This window comes from Halorubrum sp. F4 (genome assembly GCF_027257195.1).
In the GTDB taxonomy this organism is placed as follows: domain Archaea; phylum Halobacteriota; class Halobacteria; order Halobacteriales; family Haloferacaceae; genus Halorubrum.
In genome coordinates, this window is sequence record NZ_JAPDFS010000001.1 from 397744 (window position 1) to 416393 (window position 18650).

Annotated in this window: 17 protein-coding genes; 11 read left to right on the plus strand and 6 right to left on the minus strand. The window is 68.2% G+C overall.

From position 1 onward, the window contains the following. Window positions 1–152: 152 nt before the first annotated feature. The 3 genes from nirK to OKW78_RS02005 all read left to right on the plus strand — a co-directional run bounded on the left by nirK (window position 153) and on the right by OKW78_RS02005 (window position 3200). On the plus strand, window positions 153–1247 hold the full coding sequence (nirK, locus tag OKW78_RS01995; RefSeq protein WP_281193666.1) for a copper-containing nitrite reductase: 1095 nt from the start codon (window positions 153–155) through the stop codon (window positions 1245–1247). A 436-nt stretch (window positions 1248–1683) separates the two neighbouring features. Continuing rightward, window positions 1684–2637: an RsmB/NOP family class I SAM-dependent RNA methyltransferase gene (locus OKW78_RS02000; RefSeq protein WP_281193667.1), complete on the plus strand. Its 954-nt coding sequence runs from the start codon at window positions 1684–1686 to the stop codon at window positions 2635–2637. Then, window positions 2634–3200, plus strand: a complete 567-nt coding sequence (locus OKW78_RS02005; RefSeq protein WP_281193668.1) for a hypothetical protein — start codon at window positions 2634–2636, stop codon at window positions 3198–3200. Before OKW78_RS02000 ends, OKW78_RS02005 begins: the two co-directional genes overlap by 4 nt. A gap of 52 nt (window positions 3201–3252) precedes the next feature. Here the strand turns inward: OKW78_RS02005 and OKW78_RS02010 are convergent, their stop codons facing one another. From OKW78_RS02010 to OKW78_RS02020, 3 genes are all read right to left on the minus strand, one after another. Then, window positions 3253–3510, minus strand: coding sequence for a hypothetical protein (locus OKW78_RS02010; protein ID WP_281193669.1), 258 nt, complete (start codon window positions 3508–3510; stop codon window positions 3253–3255). 14 nt (window positions 3511–3524) lie between these two features. Next, window positions 3525–4058 (minus strand): DoxX family protein, encoded by a 534-nt coding sequence (locus OKW78_RS02015; protein WP_281193670.1) that lies wholly within the window; start codon window positions 4056–4058, stop codon window positions 3525–3527. Between the two features lie 103 nt (window positions 4059–4161). Continuing rightward, entirely contained in the window at window positions 4162–5712 is a 1551-nt protein-coding gene (locus tag OKW78_RS02020) for a DUF790 family protein (RefSeq protein WP_281193671.1), read from the minus strand. A 192-nt stretch (window positions 5713–5904) separates the two neighbouring features. On the opposite strand from OKW78_RS02020, the gene OKW78_RS02025 reads away from it, so the two are divergent. Further along, on the plus strand, window positions 5905–7119 hold the full coding sequence (locus OKW78_RS02025; protein WP_281193672.1) for a multicopper oxidase domain-containing protein: 1215 nt from the start codon (window positions 5905–5907) through the stop codon (window positions 7117–7119). Window positions 7120–7125: 6 nt separating this feature from the next. Here the strand turns inward: OKW78_RS02025 and OKW78_RS02030 are convergent, their stop codons facing one another. The 3 genes from OKW78_RS02030 to OKW78_RS02040 form a co-directional block, all read right to left on the minus strand. Continuing rightward, window positions 7126–7803: a helix-turn-helix domain-containing protein gene (locus tag OKW78_RS02030; RefSeq protein ID WP_281193673.1), complete on the minus strand. Its 678-nt coding sequence runs from the start codon at window positions 7801–7803 to the stop codon at window positions 7126–7128. A gap of 148 nt (window positions 7804–7951) precedes the next feature. Beyond that, entirely contained in the window at window positions 7952–8392 is a 441-nt protein-coding gene (locus OKW78_RS02035) for a MoaD/ThiS family protein (protein WP_281193674.1), read from the minus strand. A gap of 152 nt (window positions 8393–8544) precedes the next feature. After that, entirely contained in the window at window positions 8545–9228 is a 684-nt protein-coding gene (locus tag OKW78_RS02040; protein WP_281193675.1) for a DUF1405 domain-containing protein, read from the minus strand. A 111-nt stretch (window positions 9229–9339) separates the two neighbouring features. On the opposite strand from OKW78_RS02040, the gene OKW78_RS02045 reads away from it, so the two are divergent. Genes OKW78_RS02045 through OKW78_RS02075 form a run of 7 tightly spaced genes read left to right on the plus strand, consistent with a single transcriptional unit; the run spans window position 9340 to window position 18623 of the window. Further along, the gene (locus OKW78_RS02045) at window positions 9340–12969 is read left to right on the plus strand and encodes an ATPase, T2SS/T4P/T4SS family (RefSeq protein WP_281193676.1); all 3630 of its coding nucleotides are present in this window, start codon (window positions 9340–9342) and stop codon (window positions 12967–12969) included. Window positions 12970–12996: 27 nt separating this feature from the next. Then, entirely contained in the window at window positions 12997–15048 is a 2052-nt protein-coding gene (locus OKW78_RS02050) for a type II secretion system F family protein (protein WP_281193677.1), read from the plus strand. Further along, window positions 15038–15667: a hypothetical protein gene (locus OKW78_RS02055; protein ID WP_281193678.1), complete on the plus strand. Its 630-nt coding sequence runs from the start codon at window positions 15038–15040 to the stop codon at window positions 15665–15667. The genes OKW78_RS02050 and OKW78_RS02055 overlap by 11 nt, the downstream gene beginning before the upstream one ends. A gap of 2 nt (window positions 15668–15669) precedes the next feature. After that, window positions 15670–16332, plus strand: a complete 663-nt coding sequence (locus OKW78_RS02060) for a hypothetical protein (RefSeq protein WP_281193679.1) — start codon at window positions 15670–15672, stop codon at window positions 16330–16332. Beyond that, entirely contained in the window at window positions 16320–17306 is a 987-nt protein-coding gene (locus OKW78_RS02065; RefSeq protein ID WP_281193680.1) for a hypothetical protein, read from the plus strand. The genes OKW78_RS02060 and OKW78_RS02065 overlap by 13 nt, the downstream gene beginning before the upstream one ends. Continuing rightward, window positions 17299–17820, plus strand: a complete 522-nt coding sequence (locus OKW78_RS02070; RefSeq protein ID WP_281193681.1) for a hypothetical protein — start codon at window positions 17299–17301, stop codon at window positions 17818–17820. Before OKW78_RS02065 ends, OKW78_RS02070 begins: the two co-directional genes overlap by 8 nt. Next, window positions 17817–18623 (plus strand): hypothetical protein, encoded by an 807-nt coding sequence (locus tag OKW78_RS02075; protein WP_281193682.1) that lies wholly within the window; start codon window positions 17817–17819, stop codon window positions 18621–18623. The genes OKW78_RS02070 and OKW78_RS02075 overlap by 4 nt, the downstream gene beginning before the upstream one ends. Window positions 18624–18650 lie beyond the last annotated feature (27 nt).

An 18650-nucleotide genomic window follows, 5' to 3' on the forward strand; every position in this document is an offset into this window, starting at 1 on the left:
GAGAACGAGGGCGGATCGAAGCCGAGACGCCCCGCCGCGTCCTCGTTTATGCGATCGCGGCCGAACGTATTCGGATCGGTTCCCAGCGCATGATTCTCATCTGATGTGTACTTGGTTCCGTCCTCCCTACCATGAGGTAGAGGTGCCAGACGATGTCCGTCCCAACCACGACGCGGCGACGAGTGCTGAAGGCCCTCGGGGTCGGCGGTGCCGCCTCCCTCGCGGGGTGTATGACCGCGCCGACCGCGAATGAAGTACCCTCGGAACCCACGGAGCCATCCATGAACGACACCCAATCAGTCGACGTCGACCGTATCGCCGCGGACCCGACCGACGTCCCCGACCCGATCGACCGGTCGTCGCCGAGGACGATCGACGTCGAGTTCGAGACCACCGAGGTCGTCGCGGAGGTCGAACCGGGCGTCACCTACACGTACATGACGTTCGACAATCAGGTACCCGGACCGATGCTGCGGGTCCGGAAGGGCGACACGGTCAACTTCACCGTCACCAACCGCGAGGAGAACTCGATGCCGCACAACATCGATCTCCACGCGGTCCGCGGACCTGGCGGCGGGGCGGAGGCGTCCATGGTGGCTCCCGGCGAGACGGCGACGTTCCGCTTCAAGGCCACCTACCCCGGCGCGTTCGTGTACCACTGTGCGGTGCCCAACCTCGACTACCACATCTCCTCGGGGATGTTCGGGCTCATCCTCGTCGAACCCGAGGAGGGGCTCCCGTCCGTGGACCACGAGTTCTACTTCGGCCAGAACGAGCTCTACACGACGGGCGAGGCCGGCGAGGAGGGACATCACGACTTCGACATGGAGGCGATGGCGGCCGAGGAGCCCACGTACGTCCTCATGAACGGCGAGAAGGGCGCGATCACCGGGGACGGCTACGGTCCCGAGACCGTGAGCGTGGGCGACACCGCCCGAGTCTTCTTCGCCAGCGGGGGGCCGAACCTCACCTCCAGCTTCCACCCCATCGGCTCGGTCTGGGAGGAGGTCTGGCCGCAGGGCGGGATCGGATCGAGGCCCCACGAGAACGTCCAGACGACGCCGGTCATGCCGGGGTCGTGTACCATCGCGACGATGCGGTTCGAGGTGCCCGGCCCCGTGAAACTCGTCGACCACGCGCTCTCGCGCGTGGCCCGTAAGGGGTTCATGGGCGTCATCGAGGCCGAGGGCGAGGCCAACCCGGAGATATTCGATCCCGACCCCGAACCCCAGTCCGCGTCCGCCTGAACCCGGGTACAGGTTCGAATCCGTCGGCTTCCCCCCGATTCTCCGTAACTCGCCGTAGACGATCCGCTCGGAATCCTCGACCTTTGTATGAGTGAGAGAGGCATCGATCCAGCTGTGGCGCGCCCGGGAGCGGGCCGGAGGCCCGCGAGGGGTGCGAGGGGTGAGCGAAGCGAGCAGCGAGCAACGAGGCTGGGGAGTCGTGAGGTGCGGGTGCGGTCGGGTGGGACGCAAAGGGGTTGGGGCTTTGGAGGTGTTCATCGCATCGACAACGATCCAACATCCGTCAGCTCGGTCCCTCTCGACGTGACCGTCGTCTATACGCGATCGATCCGGCGAACACCGTCCGTTCGACGGAGCCGCTGGGGCGGGATCGAGCCTTCGAGGACGTCCGTCCACGTCCCGAAACCGACTAACCGGACGCCACGAAAGGGAGCACATGAATCCGCTCGACCGGTACGAGACGCTCGTCGACGACGTCGACGCGTTCCGGGCGGCCTGCGACCGACCCCTTCCCTCGGTCGTGCGCACGAACGGGATCAAGGCCTCCCCCGACCGCGTCCGCGAGGCGTTCGACGAGGCGGGCGTCGCGTACGACCCGGTCGACTGGCACGACGGGCTCTTTCGGCTCCCGGACGGGAACCCCGGCGGGAACTGGCCGCACCTCCACGGCTGGACGCACGGCCAGGAGGAGGTGTCCGTGCTCCCGACGCTGGCGCTCGACCCGCAGCCCGGCGAACGCGTCTGGGACGCCTGTGCGGCCCCGGGAAGCAAGACGACCCAGATCGCCGACGCGATGGACGACACGGGGACGGTCGTCGCCAACGACAACAACCTCGGCCGGCTCTCGGCGCTCAGACACAACGCCGAACGCCTCGGCGTGACGAACGCGATCGTCACCAACCAGGACGCCCGGAACTTCTCGACGAAACCGCTCGCGTTCGACGAGTTCGACCGCGCGCTGGTCGACGCCCCCTGCTCGTGTGAGGGGACCTGCCGGAAGAACCCCGACGTGCTCGACGAGTGGACCCTCGACCACGTCCACGGCGTCGCCGGGATCCAGAAGGGGATCCTGACGCGCGCGATCCAGGCGACCCGCCCCGGCGGTACCGTGGTCTACTCGACCTGTACCTTCGCGCCCGAGGAGAACGAGGCGGTGCTCGACCACGCCCTCGCGACCGAGGCGTGTGCGGTCGTCCCGTTCGACCTCCCCGTCGAGACGGCTTCCGGCGTGACCGAGTGGGAGGGCGAGGAGTACGACCCGAGCGTGAGCCGCGCACACCGGGTCTACCCGCACCACAACGACACGGGCGGGTTCTTCTGTGCGAAGCTGCGCGTCGGCGGGCCGGAGAGTGTGATCGACCACGCCGGCGGAACGGAGGTGGCGCGATGAGCGATCCCGGCGGCGACGGCGACCGCGACGGCGACACCCCCGAACCCGCCAACGACGGCCAGCGGTTCGACCGGCTCCCGGCCACTCCAGCCGACCGCGAGGTCGCGGGACGCGCCAGCCGCGAGGAGGTCCTCGACTGGTGGGAGGACCGGTTCGGCATCGGCCGCGACGTCCTCGACGGGTACAGCTTCTGGGAGAAGGGTGCCGGGAAGGTGTGGGTCTTCAACGGGGAGGCGGACGACCCGAGCCGGGTGGAGGCGATCGGAATGACCTTCCTGCGAACCCGCCAGGAACACTGGAAGCCGACGACCCGCGCGGTCCAGCGGTTCGGTGAGCACGCGACCCGGAACGTCGTCGAGCTCGACGCCGAGCGCGCGAGCCGGTTCGCCGCGGGCGAGGACCAGGACCTCCCCGACTGGGACGGCGACTGGGGATACCTGATCGTGGCTCACCGGATCGCGGACGCGAGCGCCCCGATCGGCGTCGGTCTCTACCTCTACGACGAACTGCGCTCCGTGGTGCCGAAGGGGAGCCGCGCGGACCTGTCGGTCGTCGATCGGTGAGTCGATTCCGGCACGCACAAAAAACGCCGTCGTACCGTCCGGCTCGTTCCGCTCAGATGGACGTGTCGACCGCCGGCTCGCGGGCCACGCTGGCGACCGCGTACGCCCCCCAGAGCAGTAGGCCGAGCAGCATTATCGACGACCGGACCGTGAGCGGGACCAGCGTCTCGTGAACGATCTGGCCCTCCCCCGAGACTGGATGCGGCGCGCCCGCGAGTATCTCGAGCAGTCCGATCCCGAGCGTCCCGATCAGGAGCAGGCCGCCGCCGCCGTACAACGCGATCCGTTCCGCCGTGGTGAGTTGAGTCATGTCTGGTTCCTCCGTTAGCCGATGAAGTGCCGCAGCCGCGGGTGGTCCTTCACGAAGTCCGTCCGGGCGAGGTAGGCGTCGATCCCGAGCACGCGGCCGGCTCCGAGCGTCGCGATCATCGCGAAGATCAACAGCCCGAGCAGGTCGCCGGTTATCACGCCGTGTGACCAGTCGCCCGTCTCGCCGTTGACGAAGTAGAAGAACGTCATGAGGAACGCGCCGAAGAAGGCGGCGAGTCGGGTGAACGCGCCGACGATCAGCCCGAGCCCGATCAGCGTCTGTCCGAGCGGCACCATCACGTTCGTGAACGAGAGCAGGATCCCGTCGGAGAACAGGACGAGGATCGGTCCCAGCGTCGTCTGTGCGGCCGCACCGCCGACGAACCAACTCGCGTCGAAGGGCCACGCGAGGAACTTGTCCAGTCCCGCATGGAGGAACCACCAGCCGACGATCAGCCGCATCACGACCAGCCAGTAGGCCAGCCGCGACTCGTCGACCGGGAACGACACGTCCTGGCCGAGCAACCGCGTTTTGATGTCTGTAACCATATGTATTACAGGTTACACTGCGACCACCAGGTACATATATTTATTTCCGGATTACCACTCGGCAAGAACGCTGAGATGGGCTGTAAGCCCCGGTCGAACGGTTTCAGGCGTCATCCCCACCGTCAAATCCACCGCCATCGTCGCCGTCGCTCGCGCCCTTCTCCCGGATGGTCCCGCCACCCAACCCCTCCCACTCGACGCGATAGCCGAGCGCCGAGAGCGTCGCGCTCGCGTCGTCGATCCCGTACGCGTCGAGGCGTTCCTCGACCGCCGACAGCGACATCCCCGATTCGATCTCTTCGCGGAGTCGTTCCAGGACGGCCGGGCGAACCAGCGTCCGTCCCACGACCTCGTGGTCGGGGAACGGGCCGTCCTCGACCGCCGACTCGCTCACGTCGTGGCGGGCCGCCAGCTCGTCGAGCCCGACGACGTCGTCCGCGGGCGCGAACGACTCGGGGAGCTCCGCGGTCGCCTCGGCGACGAGGTCGGCCTCGTACTCGCGGAGGACGTCGACGACGTCCTTCACGCGGACGGTCCCCGTGTACGTGAGCACGCGGTGGTCCCGGGCGGCGATCTCCTCGCCCACGCCGAGGCTCTCGTCGACCGCGACGAGCAGGTCCACGTCCTCGACGTTCGCGAGCTGGTCGAGCTTCTTCTCGACGTACTCCGGCGTCCAGAAGCCCATCACCTCGAAGTAGAGCCGGAAGTCCGCGTGGTCGTACTCGAACGCGAAGTCGGGGATCATCACCCGCGTTCCGGTCGCGAGCGGCTCGGGCTCCCGAACCAGCGTCCAGTCGAGGTCGAGCCCGCGGAACCGCCCGGCGAAGTCGGCCTCGACGCCGCTGTCGAAGTCCGGCTCGACGACGGGCTCGACGCCGGGGACGGTCACGTCGGCCTCGGAGAGCGTCATCGTGCGCTCGGTTCCCCGGTCGTCGATCGTCGCCTCCAGCCGCCACTCCGCTGTCCCGGCGGCGGTCCGGAGCAGCCGGGCGAACGCGGTGCCGTACCGTCTGGTCCGCCGGAAGAGCGCGTCCGGCCCGGTGACCACGAGCTCCCGGCCGTCGTCGGTGCGGCGGAGCTCGTACATCAGTCGCAGCCGCTTGACCGCGCTCACGAGCGCTTTCGGGTCGACGGATCGAACCCGCACCTCCGTGGCGTCGAACAGCGCGGTCTGGGCGAGCGAGAGGTCGTATTGTTCGAGCAGGGCGTCGGGGTCGAAACGGACGTCGGCGTCGACGAGGACCTCGTTGACGTCGCGGTCGGCGTACAGGTCGGCGTCGACGGTCTCGGGCTCGACGCCGAGGCGCTCGGCGGCGCGGCCGACCGCCCGCTCGCGGTCGCTTTCGCCGGCGACCCCGACCGCCTCGGCCGCCTCGAAGGCGGCGCGACGGACCCGCGGTGGCGGGACGGTCGCGCGCGTCTCGAAGGTACACTCGCGCTCGACCAGCGCCGCGAGCCCGCGGACGAGCTTGAAGTCGTCCGACTCCGCCTCCAACGCGTCGAGCGCGTCCGTCAGGGCCGCCCGCCGTTCGCCGACGTGCGCCTCGAACGTCCCGAGGACCTTCGCGGCGAGCGGGCGGCGCTCCCGGCCGACGAACTCGGGACGGTAACCGCCGCCGGCGCGGGAGACGCGCAGGAGGTCCTTCCGTAACACGCGGAGTCGTAGGCGACGGGGGCGTTAATACCCGACGGAGACGGTCCGAGGGGGAATGGTCCGACTGAGACGGTCCGGTGAGGGGACGGTCCGAGGGGGGATCGAGACAGCCCCGAACGTGTTCGTGTGGATTTCCGAACCTCGAGATTCCGATCGCCCCTTAACCGAACGCGGGCCCGAGGCCGATTCGTGATGAACGACGACGACCCGACCGGTCGGCGCATGGCTTCCAGACGCGGCTTCCTCGCGGCGGGGGCGGCGCTCGGAAACGCGGCGATCGCGGGGTGTGGGGCTCCGCGATCGGACGCCAGTACGGCGAGCGCGGCGAGCACCGACGACGAGGGCGGGTCGGAGCCGGTCGAGCAGGCCGAACCGGCCGAGGAGTGGTCCGGAAGCGACTCGACGGCGGTCGAGACGGACCACTCCTATACCACGCCCCGGACGACGATCGACCTCGACGAGACGGACGGGGCGATCACGATGTCCACGCGGGCGTGCCGCCACCGATTGCTCGGCGACGAGGCGCGTGGCGGCCCCTGGGAGCTCCCGGAGGTCTGGGCGTGGGAAACGCCGGACACCGACCCGAGCGTCCCCGGCCCGTTGCTCCGAGTCACGGAGGGGACCGACCTGGAGATCACCTACGACAACACCGAGCACAACCGACCACACACGTTCCACGTCCACGGGCTCTCCAAGGACTGGATGGACGACGGGGTCCCGACGACGACGGGACGGCAGGTCGCGCCGGGCGAGGAGTACACCTACGAGATCAGCGCGAACCAGCCGGGAACCCACCTCTACCACTGTCACTACCAGACGCAGAACCACCTCGACATGGGAATGTACGGACTGCTTCGGGTCGATCCCGAAGGGTACGAGCCGGCGGACAAGGAGTTCTTCACGACGGTGAAGGACTGGGACACCCGGCTGTCGGCGTCGACGGCGGGCGGCGACGTCGACTTCAGCCACCGCGACCGCAACCCCGGCGCGTTCACCGTGAACGGGCGCTGTGCGCCGTACAGCTTCCATCCCGAGGAGGGCTCGCCGATGATCGTCGAGGAGGGGGACCGGGTCCGGATCCACTTCGCGAACGCGGGCTACGAGTCGCACGCGATGCACACCCACAACCACGGATTCACCGTCGTCGAGAAGGACGGCGGAGTCATCCCCGAATCCGCCCGGCACCGCGAGGACGTGACGAGCATCGCGCCCGCCGAGCGGAAGACGATCGAGTTCACCGCCGACGCCGACCCCGGCGTCTACGCGATCCACTGTCACAAGGTGAACCACGCGATGAACGGCGACACCTACCCCGGCGGCATGATCGGCGGGATGGTCTACGAGAGCGTCACGGACACGGAGCAGTTCGCCTCGGTGATGGAGATGGCCGGCTACGAGGGCAACTGACGCGGATCAGTTCGACCCCTCGCCCGTCAGCTTCCGTTTCAGCTCGCCGCTCACGGTCGGGAGGTCCTCGACGAACTCGCGGACGATCGTCCGCTCGACGCGCTGGAGCGTCTCGCTACACGTCGATTTCGCGATCCCGGCCGCCTCGGCGACTTCGGTGAGCGTGCTCTCGCGGGGGACGTCGTAGTAGCCGGCCTCGACGGCGGTCAAGAGGAGTTCCAACTGGTTCTCGGTGAGCAGCTGGCTCGGATTCACACGCTGTTGGACGAACTCGACCTCGTAGGACAGCCCCATTCCGGCGAGCTGGTCGCCGAACGTCGAGAGGCGGTCGTGCGCACCGGTCGCGTCGAGCGTGGCGATCCCGTTCGTTATCTCGACGGGCATCTCGATCGGGACGCCGGCACCCTGGGCGGCGAGGAGGAGGAGCGGGGAGGTCGCCTCGATCTGGACGGTCGTCTCGTCGGACGAGCGCGTCATCACCGACGTCTCGGCGAGCCCGGAGTGGGCCTCCATCGCGGCGAGCACGTCCTCGACCTCGTCGGTCGTGATCCGGACGAGCGCGAACCCCGCCTCGTCCCCGGGCGTCGCGGTCAACACGCGGAAGACGGCGTCGGGAAACTCCCGGGAGACGTCGGCTATCCACGGGCCGTCCGGCAGGTCGACGAGGAGGCGTATCTGTGCCATGGTGATCACCCGAGCCGCCCGGCGTCGCGGGCGGTCGAACGACCGACGGTCGGAGCCGTCGGCGTATAAACGTGTCCGACCGTGTCGACGTATCCGACCGTACCGACGTGTCCGCGTGTCCAACGGTACGTCGGAGGTCCGGACCGACTCAACAGCAGAACATGAACGGGTAGACGAGCGCGACCCGGTCTCCCTCCTCCAGCTCGGTGTCGAACCCGCGTTCGTTCTCGTTGAAGCGGCCGTTGACGAGGATCCGGGCGTACGCGATGGTCTGTTCGCCGACGGGGTTCTTCGTCCACGTCCCGGGAAGCTCCTCGGGCGTCGGGGCCCAGCCGCTGTGGGTGGCGTCCGCCTCGGTCTCCGCGATGAGCAGGTCCTGAAGCTCCGGATAGTCCTCGAAGAGCGCGTCGAGGAAGTCCCGGAGCGTGTCCCCCGCGAAGGTGTACTCGAACTCGTAGGTCCCGTCCAGTTCGGTGCGAACGTGGCCGGTACACCTGACGGTCACGGTCGTCTCCGGCGGCTCCTCGGCGGTCGCGGCGTCGTCCTCGGTCGCCCGTTCGTCCGGGCGTTCCTCGGCGGTCGTGCTCATGTCGGAGGATGCGTTCGCCATCCGGGTAAACGACGACCCGAACACGTTCGTCACTCCGACCGTCGGAGTGTTTCGATCGACCCTCGAGACCGATCGGTCCTCACCGCGACCGATCGGCTCTCATGGCGACGATCGGCTCTCACGGCGACCGATCAGCTCTCACCCGGACCGGCGTCCAGTCGACGGAAGGATCGACCGGCGAGCCACACCGACGCTCCGGCGATCCCGAGCGTGGCGAGCGCCAGTCGGCCGCCGGGCTCGTACAGAAGCGGCGGATGGTAGCCGACCCAGTAGTCGACGACGACGTTCGCGACGCCCAGCGCGCCCGCGAGCGCCAGCGCCCCGCGGGTGGTCCGCCCGAACGCCGGGAACGAGAGCGCGAGCCCGACGAAACACAGGTGCGTCCCCAACACTCCCCAGTAGTAGATCCACGCGTCGGGCGCGGTCACGTACGACCGGAACGCGAGGTTGAGCGAGACGACCGGCCAGAGTCCGAACTGGACGAGCCAGACGAACGAGACGGTGTGGAGGTACGCGAGCGGACGGTTCGTCGGGGTCTCCGTCACGGGGTCCCCGGAGCCGACGGTCGGCAGAAGCGTCGCGAGCGAGAGGCTACCGAGCGCGACCGCCACCGCGGAGTCGGCGTACAGCGGCCACAGGACCGTCGGAACGTTTCCGAGAGTGCCGGCGTAGTAGTCGACGCCGATGAGGAACATGAACGCCGTCAGTCCGAACACGACGCCGAGGCTGCGAGCGTCCCCGAGCAGCTCCTCGGCGACCGCGTCACGAACTCGCCGACGAACCGTCGGATCGCGGAGCCGACGGAGACGAGTCACGTCCCCGTGTGAGCGGTGAGACGGCTAAAACCTCACGCTCCCGACACCGTGGTTATCAATCACGGGTATTTGCCAGACACCTTTTTCAACGGGCGAGGAGTGTACCGACTCATGAACGGAGGCGGCACGGAGCGTTCGCCAGTTTCCCCGGAGGGTGACGACGGAAGGGCGGGAGCGACGCCACCGTCCGCCGACGTCGCCAGGGTCGGCCGGTACACCTGGCACGACTTCCTCGTGGAACGAGGGAGGGACGACGTCGCGTCCGTGCTGTACGAGTGGATCCCCAACGTCCCCTCGGTGCCGGCGAGCGCGATCAAGGGGAGGTTCGACGCCCCCGACGGCCCCGTCGTCCGTGCGGTCGGCGTCGTGGAGCCCTTCCTGGCGGACGGCTCGACCGCCGTCGACGGTCACGGCACCCCCGAGAAGGGGGCGCTCGTCGTCGGGGACCGCGACGTGGTCGTCGACGGTCGAGCCGTCTTCGACGACGGTTTCGGCGGCTCAGACGCCCCCGACGACCCGGACGCCGGGGGCAACGGTTCGAACGTCGGGGCCGACGGTTCGAACGCCGGGGCCGACGGGGTGGATGACACGAACGGAGTCCCGGGCTCCGTCGTCGTCTCGGGAACGGACGTCGAGCCCGTGCCGGCCGGTCCGCCGACCGACCTCGACTGGGAACGCGTCGCGTTCGATCCGACGGAGTTCCTCGGGTTCGATCCGACGGAGACGAACGATCGGGTCCGGGGGGCGGTCGCGGTCGGCGACCTCCTGTGGGACCGGTGTCACGCCCGGTATAACCTCTACGAGGTACCGGTGCTCAAGGGGTACTACACCTGGGACGACTACGCCGACGAGTACTTCTACGACGAGGAGGGGAACCCGCCCACGGACGAGGAGGGGGAGCCGCTGTCGTTCACTCACCGGGACAAGGCCGACGCGCTGAGGTTCGATCCGGACCGGATCGACGAGGCCCTCTCCTCGGGCGGGGACGCGGCCGAGGAACTCGCCGAGCTGGTCGACGAGCGGACGGTCGACGTCGACCCGGAGATCGACGAGGACGCGTTCTTCTCGACGGCGGACGGGTCGACCACCCTCGTGAACCGCTACGACCTCGAGAAGGCGGTCCCGATGCCGAAGAAGGCCCACTTCCGCGAGGAGGAGCGCTACTGGGTGAACGAGCCGTACGCGTTCGTGATCGTGTTCCGCTCGACGAAGGAGAACGAGCGGAAGTACTACGCGGTCCAGCCGTATCTGACGCGGATCGAGACTGACCTGACCGAGTTCCTCACGGGAAAGCTCCGTACCTCGATCAAGTACGCGGACGAGTCCATCGCGGGCGGCGACGAGGCGTTCCGCGAGGGCGTCATCGCCGAGGAGACCAGAGCGCTGCTCGACCGATACGGCCTCTACGAGGAGACGGGAGGAACCGACGAGTTCGTGACGGACCTCCTCGACCGACTCGACCGGCTGGGGATCGACTTCGACCGGCTCGGGATCGACCCGACCGAGGGTCTCCCGGGCCGGCTCGCCGAGGCGATCGGATACCGTCCGGCGGGCGACGGGGACGCCGCGAGCGACGAGGACGCTCCCGTAAGGATCAGCGTGCGTCCGGAGCCGGCGATACTCGAGGACGACGCACGGACCCTCTCGGCGTATCAGGTGGAGAAGCTGTTGTACTACCTCAAACGCGACTTCATCGGGTACGAGCGGATCGACCCGATCAAACACGACATCAACGTGGAGGACATCTCCTGTGACGGGTACGAGTCGCCGGTCTTCGTCTACCACGCCGACTACGAGCAGATCATCACCAACGTCTACCACGGCACGGACGAGCTCGACGACTTCGTGGTGAAGCTCGCCCAGCGGTCCGGCAAGGGGATCTCGAAGCGCCGCCCGCAGGTGGACGCGACCCTCCCGGACGGTTCGCGGGCACAGCTCACGCTCGGCCGGGAGGTCTCGGACCACGGAACCAACTACACCATCCGGCAGTTCAACGACATCCCGTTCACGCCGATCGACCTGATCAACTGGAAGACGTTCTCGCTCGACCAGATGGCGTTCCTCTGGCTCTGTATCGAGAACAACAAGAACCTGATCTTCGCCGGCGGGACCGCCTCCGGGAAGACGACGAGCCTGAACGCGGTGTCGCTCTTCATCCCCTCGAACGCGAAGATCGTCTCGATCGAGGACACCCGCGAGGTCGAGTTGCCCCAGCGCAACTGGATAGCGTCGGTGACGCGACCCTCCTTCTCCGACGACGACAAGGGAGACGTCGACGAGTTCGACCTGCTCGAGGCCGCGCTCCGCCAGCGCCCGGACTACATCGTGATGGGCGAGATCCGCGGGGAGGAGGGTCGGACCGCCTTCCAGGTGATGTCGACGGGCCACACCACCTACACGACGTTCCACGCCGACTCCGTCGGCGAGGTGCTCAAGCGCTTCACCACCGATCCGATCAACGTCTCGAAGACGATGTTCACGGCGCTCGATCTGGTCTCCATCCAGACGTCGACGCGGGTCCAGGGCAGGAAGGTGCGCCGGAACAAGTCGATCACCGAGATCAACCACTACGACGCCGAGAACGACGAGATCAACGTCCAGGATGTCTTCCAGTGGCAGGCCGAGACCGACGAGTTCCTCCGGATGGGCGACTCGAACGTCCTCGAGGAGATCATGTTCGACCGCGGGTGGAGCCGGGCGACGCTGGACGACGAGCTCCGCAAGCGTCGAGTCGTGTTAGCGTACCTCATCGACCGCGGGCTCAACAGCTACGCGCAGGTGGCCGCGACGTTCCAGGCGTTCATCAACGACCCGGAGACGGTGCTCGCGCTGATGGCCAACGACGAACTGGAGCGGTCCCTGGAGGACCTCCGGGAGATGGAGTCGGTCCTGATCGACGTCGACCGAGACAAGGAGGCGATGGTTCCGCGACCGGACCCCGACGAGACGGGTCGCGAGGAGGCGGCAGCGATCCTCGCGGACGCCGAGGAGATGTTCGAGACCTACCGCGGCTCGGTCCCCGACTCGGTCGCCGGCGCGCTGCTCGCGGTCGACCCCGCCCCCGGCGTCGAGGCCCACCCCGACGACGAGCGTGAGGTCCTCGCGGAGATAGCGGAGGACGCGGCCGCGTTCGAGGCGAATGCAGCCGAGTTCGAGGCGGACGCAGCCGAGCCGACGGCCGGGGGTGACGACCGCGTGGACGGCCCCAGTGACGGTTTCACCGTGGATCGGGAGGGGTCGGACGCAGATGCCGGCGGCGGGATCGACTTCGGACGATCCTTCGACGACGGGATCGACGTGGTCGGACCCGTGTCCGACCCGGAAACCGAGACGGACGGCCTCCTCGGAGACGCCGGGTCGTCCGAGAATCCGCCGACGGAGGCGATCGATCGCGAGTGGGACGAAAGCGAGTCCACACGGGAGGAGAGCGACGCGCGGGAGGCCGGCGACGGGGAAGTAGGCGGGCGAAACGGCGAGGAGGCGACTCACGATGAGGGTGAGGACGGGAGAGACGTGGTAGAGGATGAGGGTTCGGACGAGGAAGGCATGGCCGACGATAACGTCGAGGACGAGGGGGACGCAACCGAGGATGAAGGCGAGGACGAGGAAGACGTGGCCGAAGATGAAGGCGAAGATGAGGGGGACGCGGCCGATGATGAAGACGCGGCCGACGACGATGCCGAGCCCGTCGACGACGGGTGGGGGTTCGAGGCCGTCGAGCCGGCCGAGGAGGGGGGATAGCACCGTGAGATCCCGCCGAGGGCGTCGATGAGCCTCGACGCAGGCGTCGGAGCCGATTCGGTCGACGGCGACCTCCTCGGACAGCTCTTCTATCCGGTCTTCGGCCTGCTCTTCGATCCGGACGGCGACCTCGTCGGCGACGTCGAGCGCAAACTCGCGGAGGCGCGGATGCCCGACCCGGTCGAGATGTACGTCTCCCGGGCGCTCGGAGTGGGCGTACTGGTCGGCGTCGCCCTCGCCGTCGTCGGAACGCTTCTCGGGTACGGCGTGTTCGCGCTCGGAGTGCTCTCGCCGGAGGCGCTGTCGCTCGGGATCCCCGCACCCAACCCGGGCGCTCGGGAGCTGATGCGGTCGCTCGTGGTCCCGGGGGCGGTCCTCGTCAGCGGCGTCGTCTTCGGATCGATCGGGTTCGCGACGGGCTTCGGCGGACTGCTCGCGGTCCCGTACTCGCGGTCGGCGAGCCGGGAGCGGGAGATCAACATGCTGCTCGCCGATTCCGTCTCCTTCATGTACGCGTTATCGGTCGGCGGGCTCAACCAGCTCGAGATCCTGCGGGCGATGGCGACCGCGGAGGACACCTACGGGGAGGTGTCACGGGAGTTCCAGAGCATCATCAACGAGACGGAGTACTTCGGGACCGACTACCGGAATGCGCTTCGAAAACAGTCGATGGAGACGCCCTCCGAGGACCTGTCACAGTTCCTCGCCGACATGCTCTCGATCGTCAACTCCGGCGGCGAGATGGAGCCGTTCCTGAAGGACAAAAAGGAGAAACACCTCCGGACGTCCAAACAGGAGCGAGAGATGACCCTCGAGACGCTGGAGCTGTTCGGGGAGATGTACATGACGCTCTCGCTCTTCCCGTTGCTTCTCATCATCATCCTCGTGATCATGGGGATGATGGGCGAGTCCGACGATCGACTGCTGTACGCGACGGTGTACGCCCTCATCCCGCTCACGGGGATCGGCTTTCTCGTACTGGTCTCGACCGTGAAACAGGACGAGCCGGGGGACGGCTTCCTCCGGCCGGACGGCGGCAGCGACCGGCTCCGACAGACGAGCCGCGAGGGACTGCTCCACTTCGGGCTGATCGAGGCGTTCGTCGGCCGCGGCAGCGTCTTCGACCGGATCCGCGACCGTGAGGGGACCTACAAGACCAAGCAGATCCTCGCGGCACCACACCACTTCCTCCGGGACAACCCGCTTTACACCCTCGCGTTGACCGTCCCGGCCACGCTGGCGCTCCTGGCGGTCGCGGTCGGTGCGGAGGCGGCCCCGACGACCTTCGACGGCTGGGTCGGTGCCCCGGTCTGGTCGGCGTTCCTCTGGGTGTACGTCCCGGCGTACCTGACGCTGATCCCGCTCGCGACGTTCTACGAGTGGGACCAGCGCGCCAAGCGGTCGGTAACGGGGAAGCTCTCGGAGAACCTCCGGAAGCTGTCGTCGGCCAACGACACGGGACAGACGCTTCTCGAGTCCGTCCGGACCGTCGCGGACACCTCCTCGGGAACGCTCGCGGAGGAGTTCGAGGTGATCCACGCCAAGGTGAACTACGGGATGAGCCTGCGCGACGCGCTCGTCGAGTTCAACAACAAGTACGCGGTCCCGCGGCTCGCGCGGACGGTGAAGCTGATAGCCGAGGCACAGGAGGCCTCCTCACAGATCACGGACGTGTTGACCACCGCGGCACAGGCCTCCGAGAACCAGGACGACATCGAGCGGGAGCGGCGGTCGCGGACCCGGATGCAGGTGGCGATCATCATCATGACGTACGTCACGCTGCTCGGCGTGATGGCCATCCTCCAGACGCAGTTCATCGACGTGATGGGCGGGCTCGCACAGGGTGCGGAGGGAGCCTCCGGCGGTGGCGGAGCCGTCGCCGGCGGCGGGGGCGGGTTCGGCGGCGGAGGCGTCGATCCCGACACCCTCTCGATGCTGTTCTTTCACGCGGTGACGATCCAGGCCGTGCTCTCGGGGTTCATCGCCGGATACATCCGGAACGCGGAGCTCCTCTCCGGAGTGAAGTTCGCCGTCGCCCTGATGACGCTCGCGCTGGGGGTGTGGATCTATGTCGGGTGAGCGACTCCGAAGGGTCTCCGCCGCGGGCGGGAGTCGCCGAGCGGGCCGGAGCCGCCGAAACGACCGCGGCCAGACCCAGATCGACTTCGCGGTCGGTGCCGGCGTGTTCCTGGTGACGCTCGCGTTCGTGATCGCGTTCGTTCCGACGCTCTTCGAGCCGTTCGCCGTCGCCGATACCGCCTCGCCGCTCGTTTCGGACCGGATCGCCGACGGGACCGTCGACCTGCTCGGCGCTTCCACGAACGTCTCCGGCGAGGCCACCGCGGTCCACGCGCCGACCCGACCGGGCGTCCTCTCGCCGGCGTGTACCGTCGCGTTCTTCGCACCTGACGCACCGTTCGCGAACGACACCGGCTGCCCGTTCGACGCCGACACCGACCTCGCCGTGCTGTTCGGGACCGACGACGACGTCCAGATCGTCGTCCACGACCTCAACGAAACCGCGCCGACGGAAGGCGCCGACGGACTCGACGTCGAGACGCGGGCCGGAACCGTCGAGAACGTCAGCCTCCATCGGTCGACCGCCGATCCCAGGTTCGTCGTCGACGACGTCACCGTCTCCCGCCGGATCGTCTCGCTGAACGGGGCTCAGTACCGTCTGACGGTGCGGGTGTGGTGACGATGTCTCACTCCCGTTCCATCCGGATCGGCCTCGACGACCGCGGACAGGCCCACACGTTGGAGGCGTTCGTGGCGGCGATCCTGCTCGTCGCGGGGCTCACCTTCGCGCTCCAGGCGACGGCCGTGACCCCGCTTTCCGCCAGTACGTCGAACCAGCACATCGAGAACCAACAGCGGGCGGCCGCGACCGACCTCCTCGAGACGAGCGCCGCCAACGGGGACCTCCGCGAAGCCGTCCTCGACTGGCATCCCGGAAACAACACTACCGACTCGCTCGGGTTCAATTCGCGGAGCGAGGACCGCGACTACTACGCGGCCGGCGGACCGCCGAACGACTTCGGGGACGCCCTCGATCGGACCTTTCTCGACCAGCGGATCGCGTTCAACGTCCACGTCCGCTATCACGTCGACCCGACGTCCTACAACGGGACACCGGTGAACCGACAGGAGATGGTGGACATGGGAACGCCGAGCGACAACGCCGTGACGGCGAGCCGAACGATCACCGTGTCGAACGACACCGCTCTGACTGCCCCGGGATTCGAGAACCGGATGCTCGCGGAAGTCGCGGCCGACCCCGACGGGGAGTTCTACGCCCCGCCCGTCGACGACGGCCCGACGTACAACCACCTGGAGGTGCGCATCGTCACATGGCGGATGTGATCCCCCACCAGCCGGACGGACGACGGTTCCGCGAGACCGACCGCGGGCAGATGTTGGTCGTCGCCGGACTCGTGATGGCTGTCTCGCTCGTCGTGCTCGTCGTCCTGTTGAACGCCACCATTTACGGCGAGAACCTCGCCACGCGCGGGGTCGAGGGAGCCGACCGCGAGGCGGCGGACGTCAGGGCGACCGCGGTCGGGGGGGTCGGGGAGCTGATCGACGCGACGAACCGGGCGAAACCGGGAGACCACGCCGCCGCGACCGGGACCGTCGTCGACGGCGTCGCCGACCTCGACCGGCGGATGGCGCGGAGCTACGCGGACCGTGGCGGAACGGTCCACCTCGCCACCAACGACTCGCGGCTCACGAGAGGGAAGTACGTCACGACCGACGGCAACGCCACGTCGCTGGCGAACGCGACGAACGCGACGGAATACACGTTCGCGGGCGGCGTCGACCGAACGAGGGAGTTCACGCTGGACTTCGACAGCGTGAATAACACCACCGCGGCGAACGCGACCGACGAGGCGTTCCACGTCGCGTTCAACGGTTCCGCTCTCTCGGAGAGTCAGGAGGTGTACGTCTATCGGAACGGAAATGATGAGGTGGTCGTCGCGAACGGAAGCGACGGCGCGACGCCGACGGAACGGTGTTCGGTCGCGGTCGATCCCGGTGACGAGGTCCGACTCGATCTCACCGGCGAACGCCTCAACGACACGCCCTGTCTCGGCGTCTGGCCCTCGGCGCTCCTCGCGCCGTCGAATCCGTACGCGATCGACTTCGGGAACGCGGACGCGGCCGACGGAACCGCGACCGCGACGGTCAGGCCGCGACCGACCGGGGCCGATCCCGACGCCGACCATGCGGGCGTCTCTCCCGCCGTCTACGACGCGACGGTCGACCTCCGCTACCGAACGGCGGACTTCCGGTTCGAGACGACGGTCCGGGTCGCCCCGGGTGAGCCGTATGCGTGACCCTGCCCAACAGAGCGGACCACTCCGTAGCGACGACCGGGCGGTGAGCACGACCGTCGGGTACGTGTTGACGCTCGCCATCGGAGCCGTGTTGCTCTCGGGGGTCGTCATCGGCGTCGGCGGCGTCGTCGACTCCCAGACCGACAGGGCGGTCCGCGGCGACCTGACGGTCGTCGGCGAGAAGCTCGCGGCCGAGATCGAGGGCGCGGACCGGCTCGCCAGGCTGGCGGAGGCGGGACGGACCGACCCCGACCTCGACCCCGGGAACGCGAACGCGACCGCCGCCGTGGACGTCGACCTCCCGGGGAGGACCGCCGGGATCCCGTACACGATCGAGGTCACTAACGAGACGGTCGTCGTCCGGACGAGCCGCCCGGAGGTGATCGTCCGAGTTCCCCACCGGTCACACACGACGGTGGACCGGGCGACGACCCGCGGGGGACCGGTTCGGATCGCGTACGATCCCGACCGCACCGACCCGAACAACGGATCCCTGGTGGTGCGTGAGCGATGAGCCCCGATCGCCGCGGTCGCGCGGGTCGACGGGCCCCCTTCCTCGACGAGCGGGGAGTCAGCGACGTGGTCGGATACGTGCTCGTGTTCGCGCTGGTCACGGCGACGATCACGTCGGTGTTCGCCATCGGAATGGGTGGGATCGAGGACCGACGGGACGCCGAACGCGTCGAGAACGTCGAGCGCGCGTTCGAAGTGTTCGACGACAACGTCCGGGACCTCGAACGGTACGGGGACCCGAGCCGAGCGACCGAGGTCCGGCTCAGCGGCGGCGAGCTCTCGCTGTCGTCGAAAACGAACGTCACGGTCGAACAGGTCCACAACGGGACGCGTGTCAGCGAAAACGTAACGCGGGCGAACTCCAGCGCGGTGACGTACACCCGCGGGGAGACGACGATCGGCTACGACATGGGGGCGCGGTTCCGGACGGACGGGAACACGACGCTGTTCCGTTCGGAACCCCGGTTCGTCTCGGCGGAGAACGGTTCGAACCGCACGGTGATCACCGTCGTACGGACCCGATCCGGTGACGGCCCCGAGACCGCGACCGGAGAGGGAACGGTTCAGATATCCGCCTCCGTGGGCGAGGTGCGTCGGTTCGAGTTTCCGGAGGAGAACGTCGGTCCGTACGATATTAGAGTCAGGATCGACTCCTCCCGCGCCAACGCGTGGGGGAGATATCTCAACGGGACGGACCGGTTCGCCAACGTCTCGACGGGCACGGACGAGGTGGTCGCGACGGTCAAACACGACGAAACGGTGTACGTGCGCGTGATCGTCGTGGACGTGTCGTACCGTCGGTAGAGGACGTGTCGTACCGTCGGTAGACGG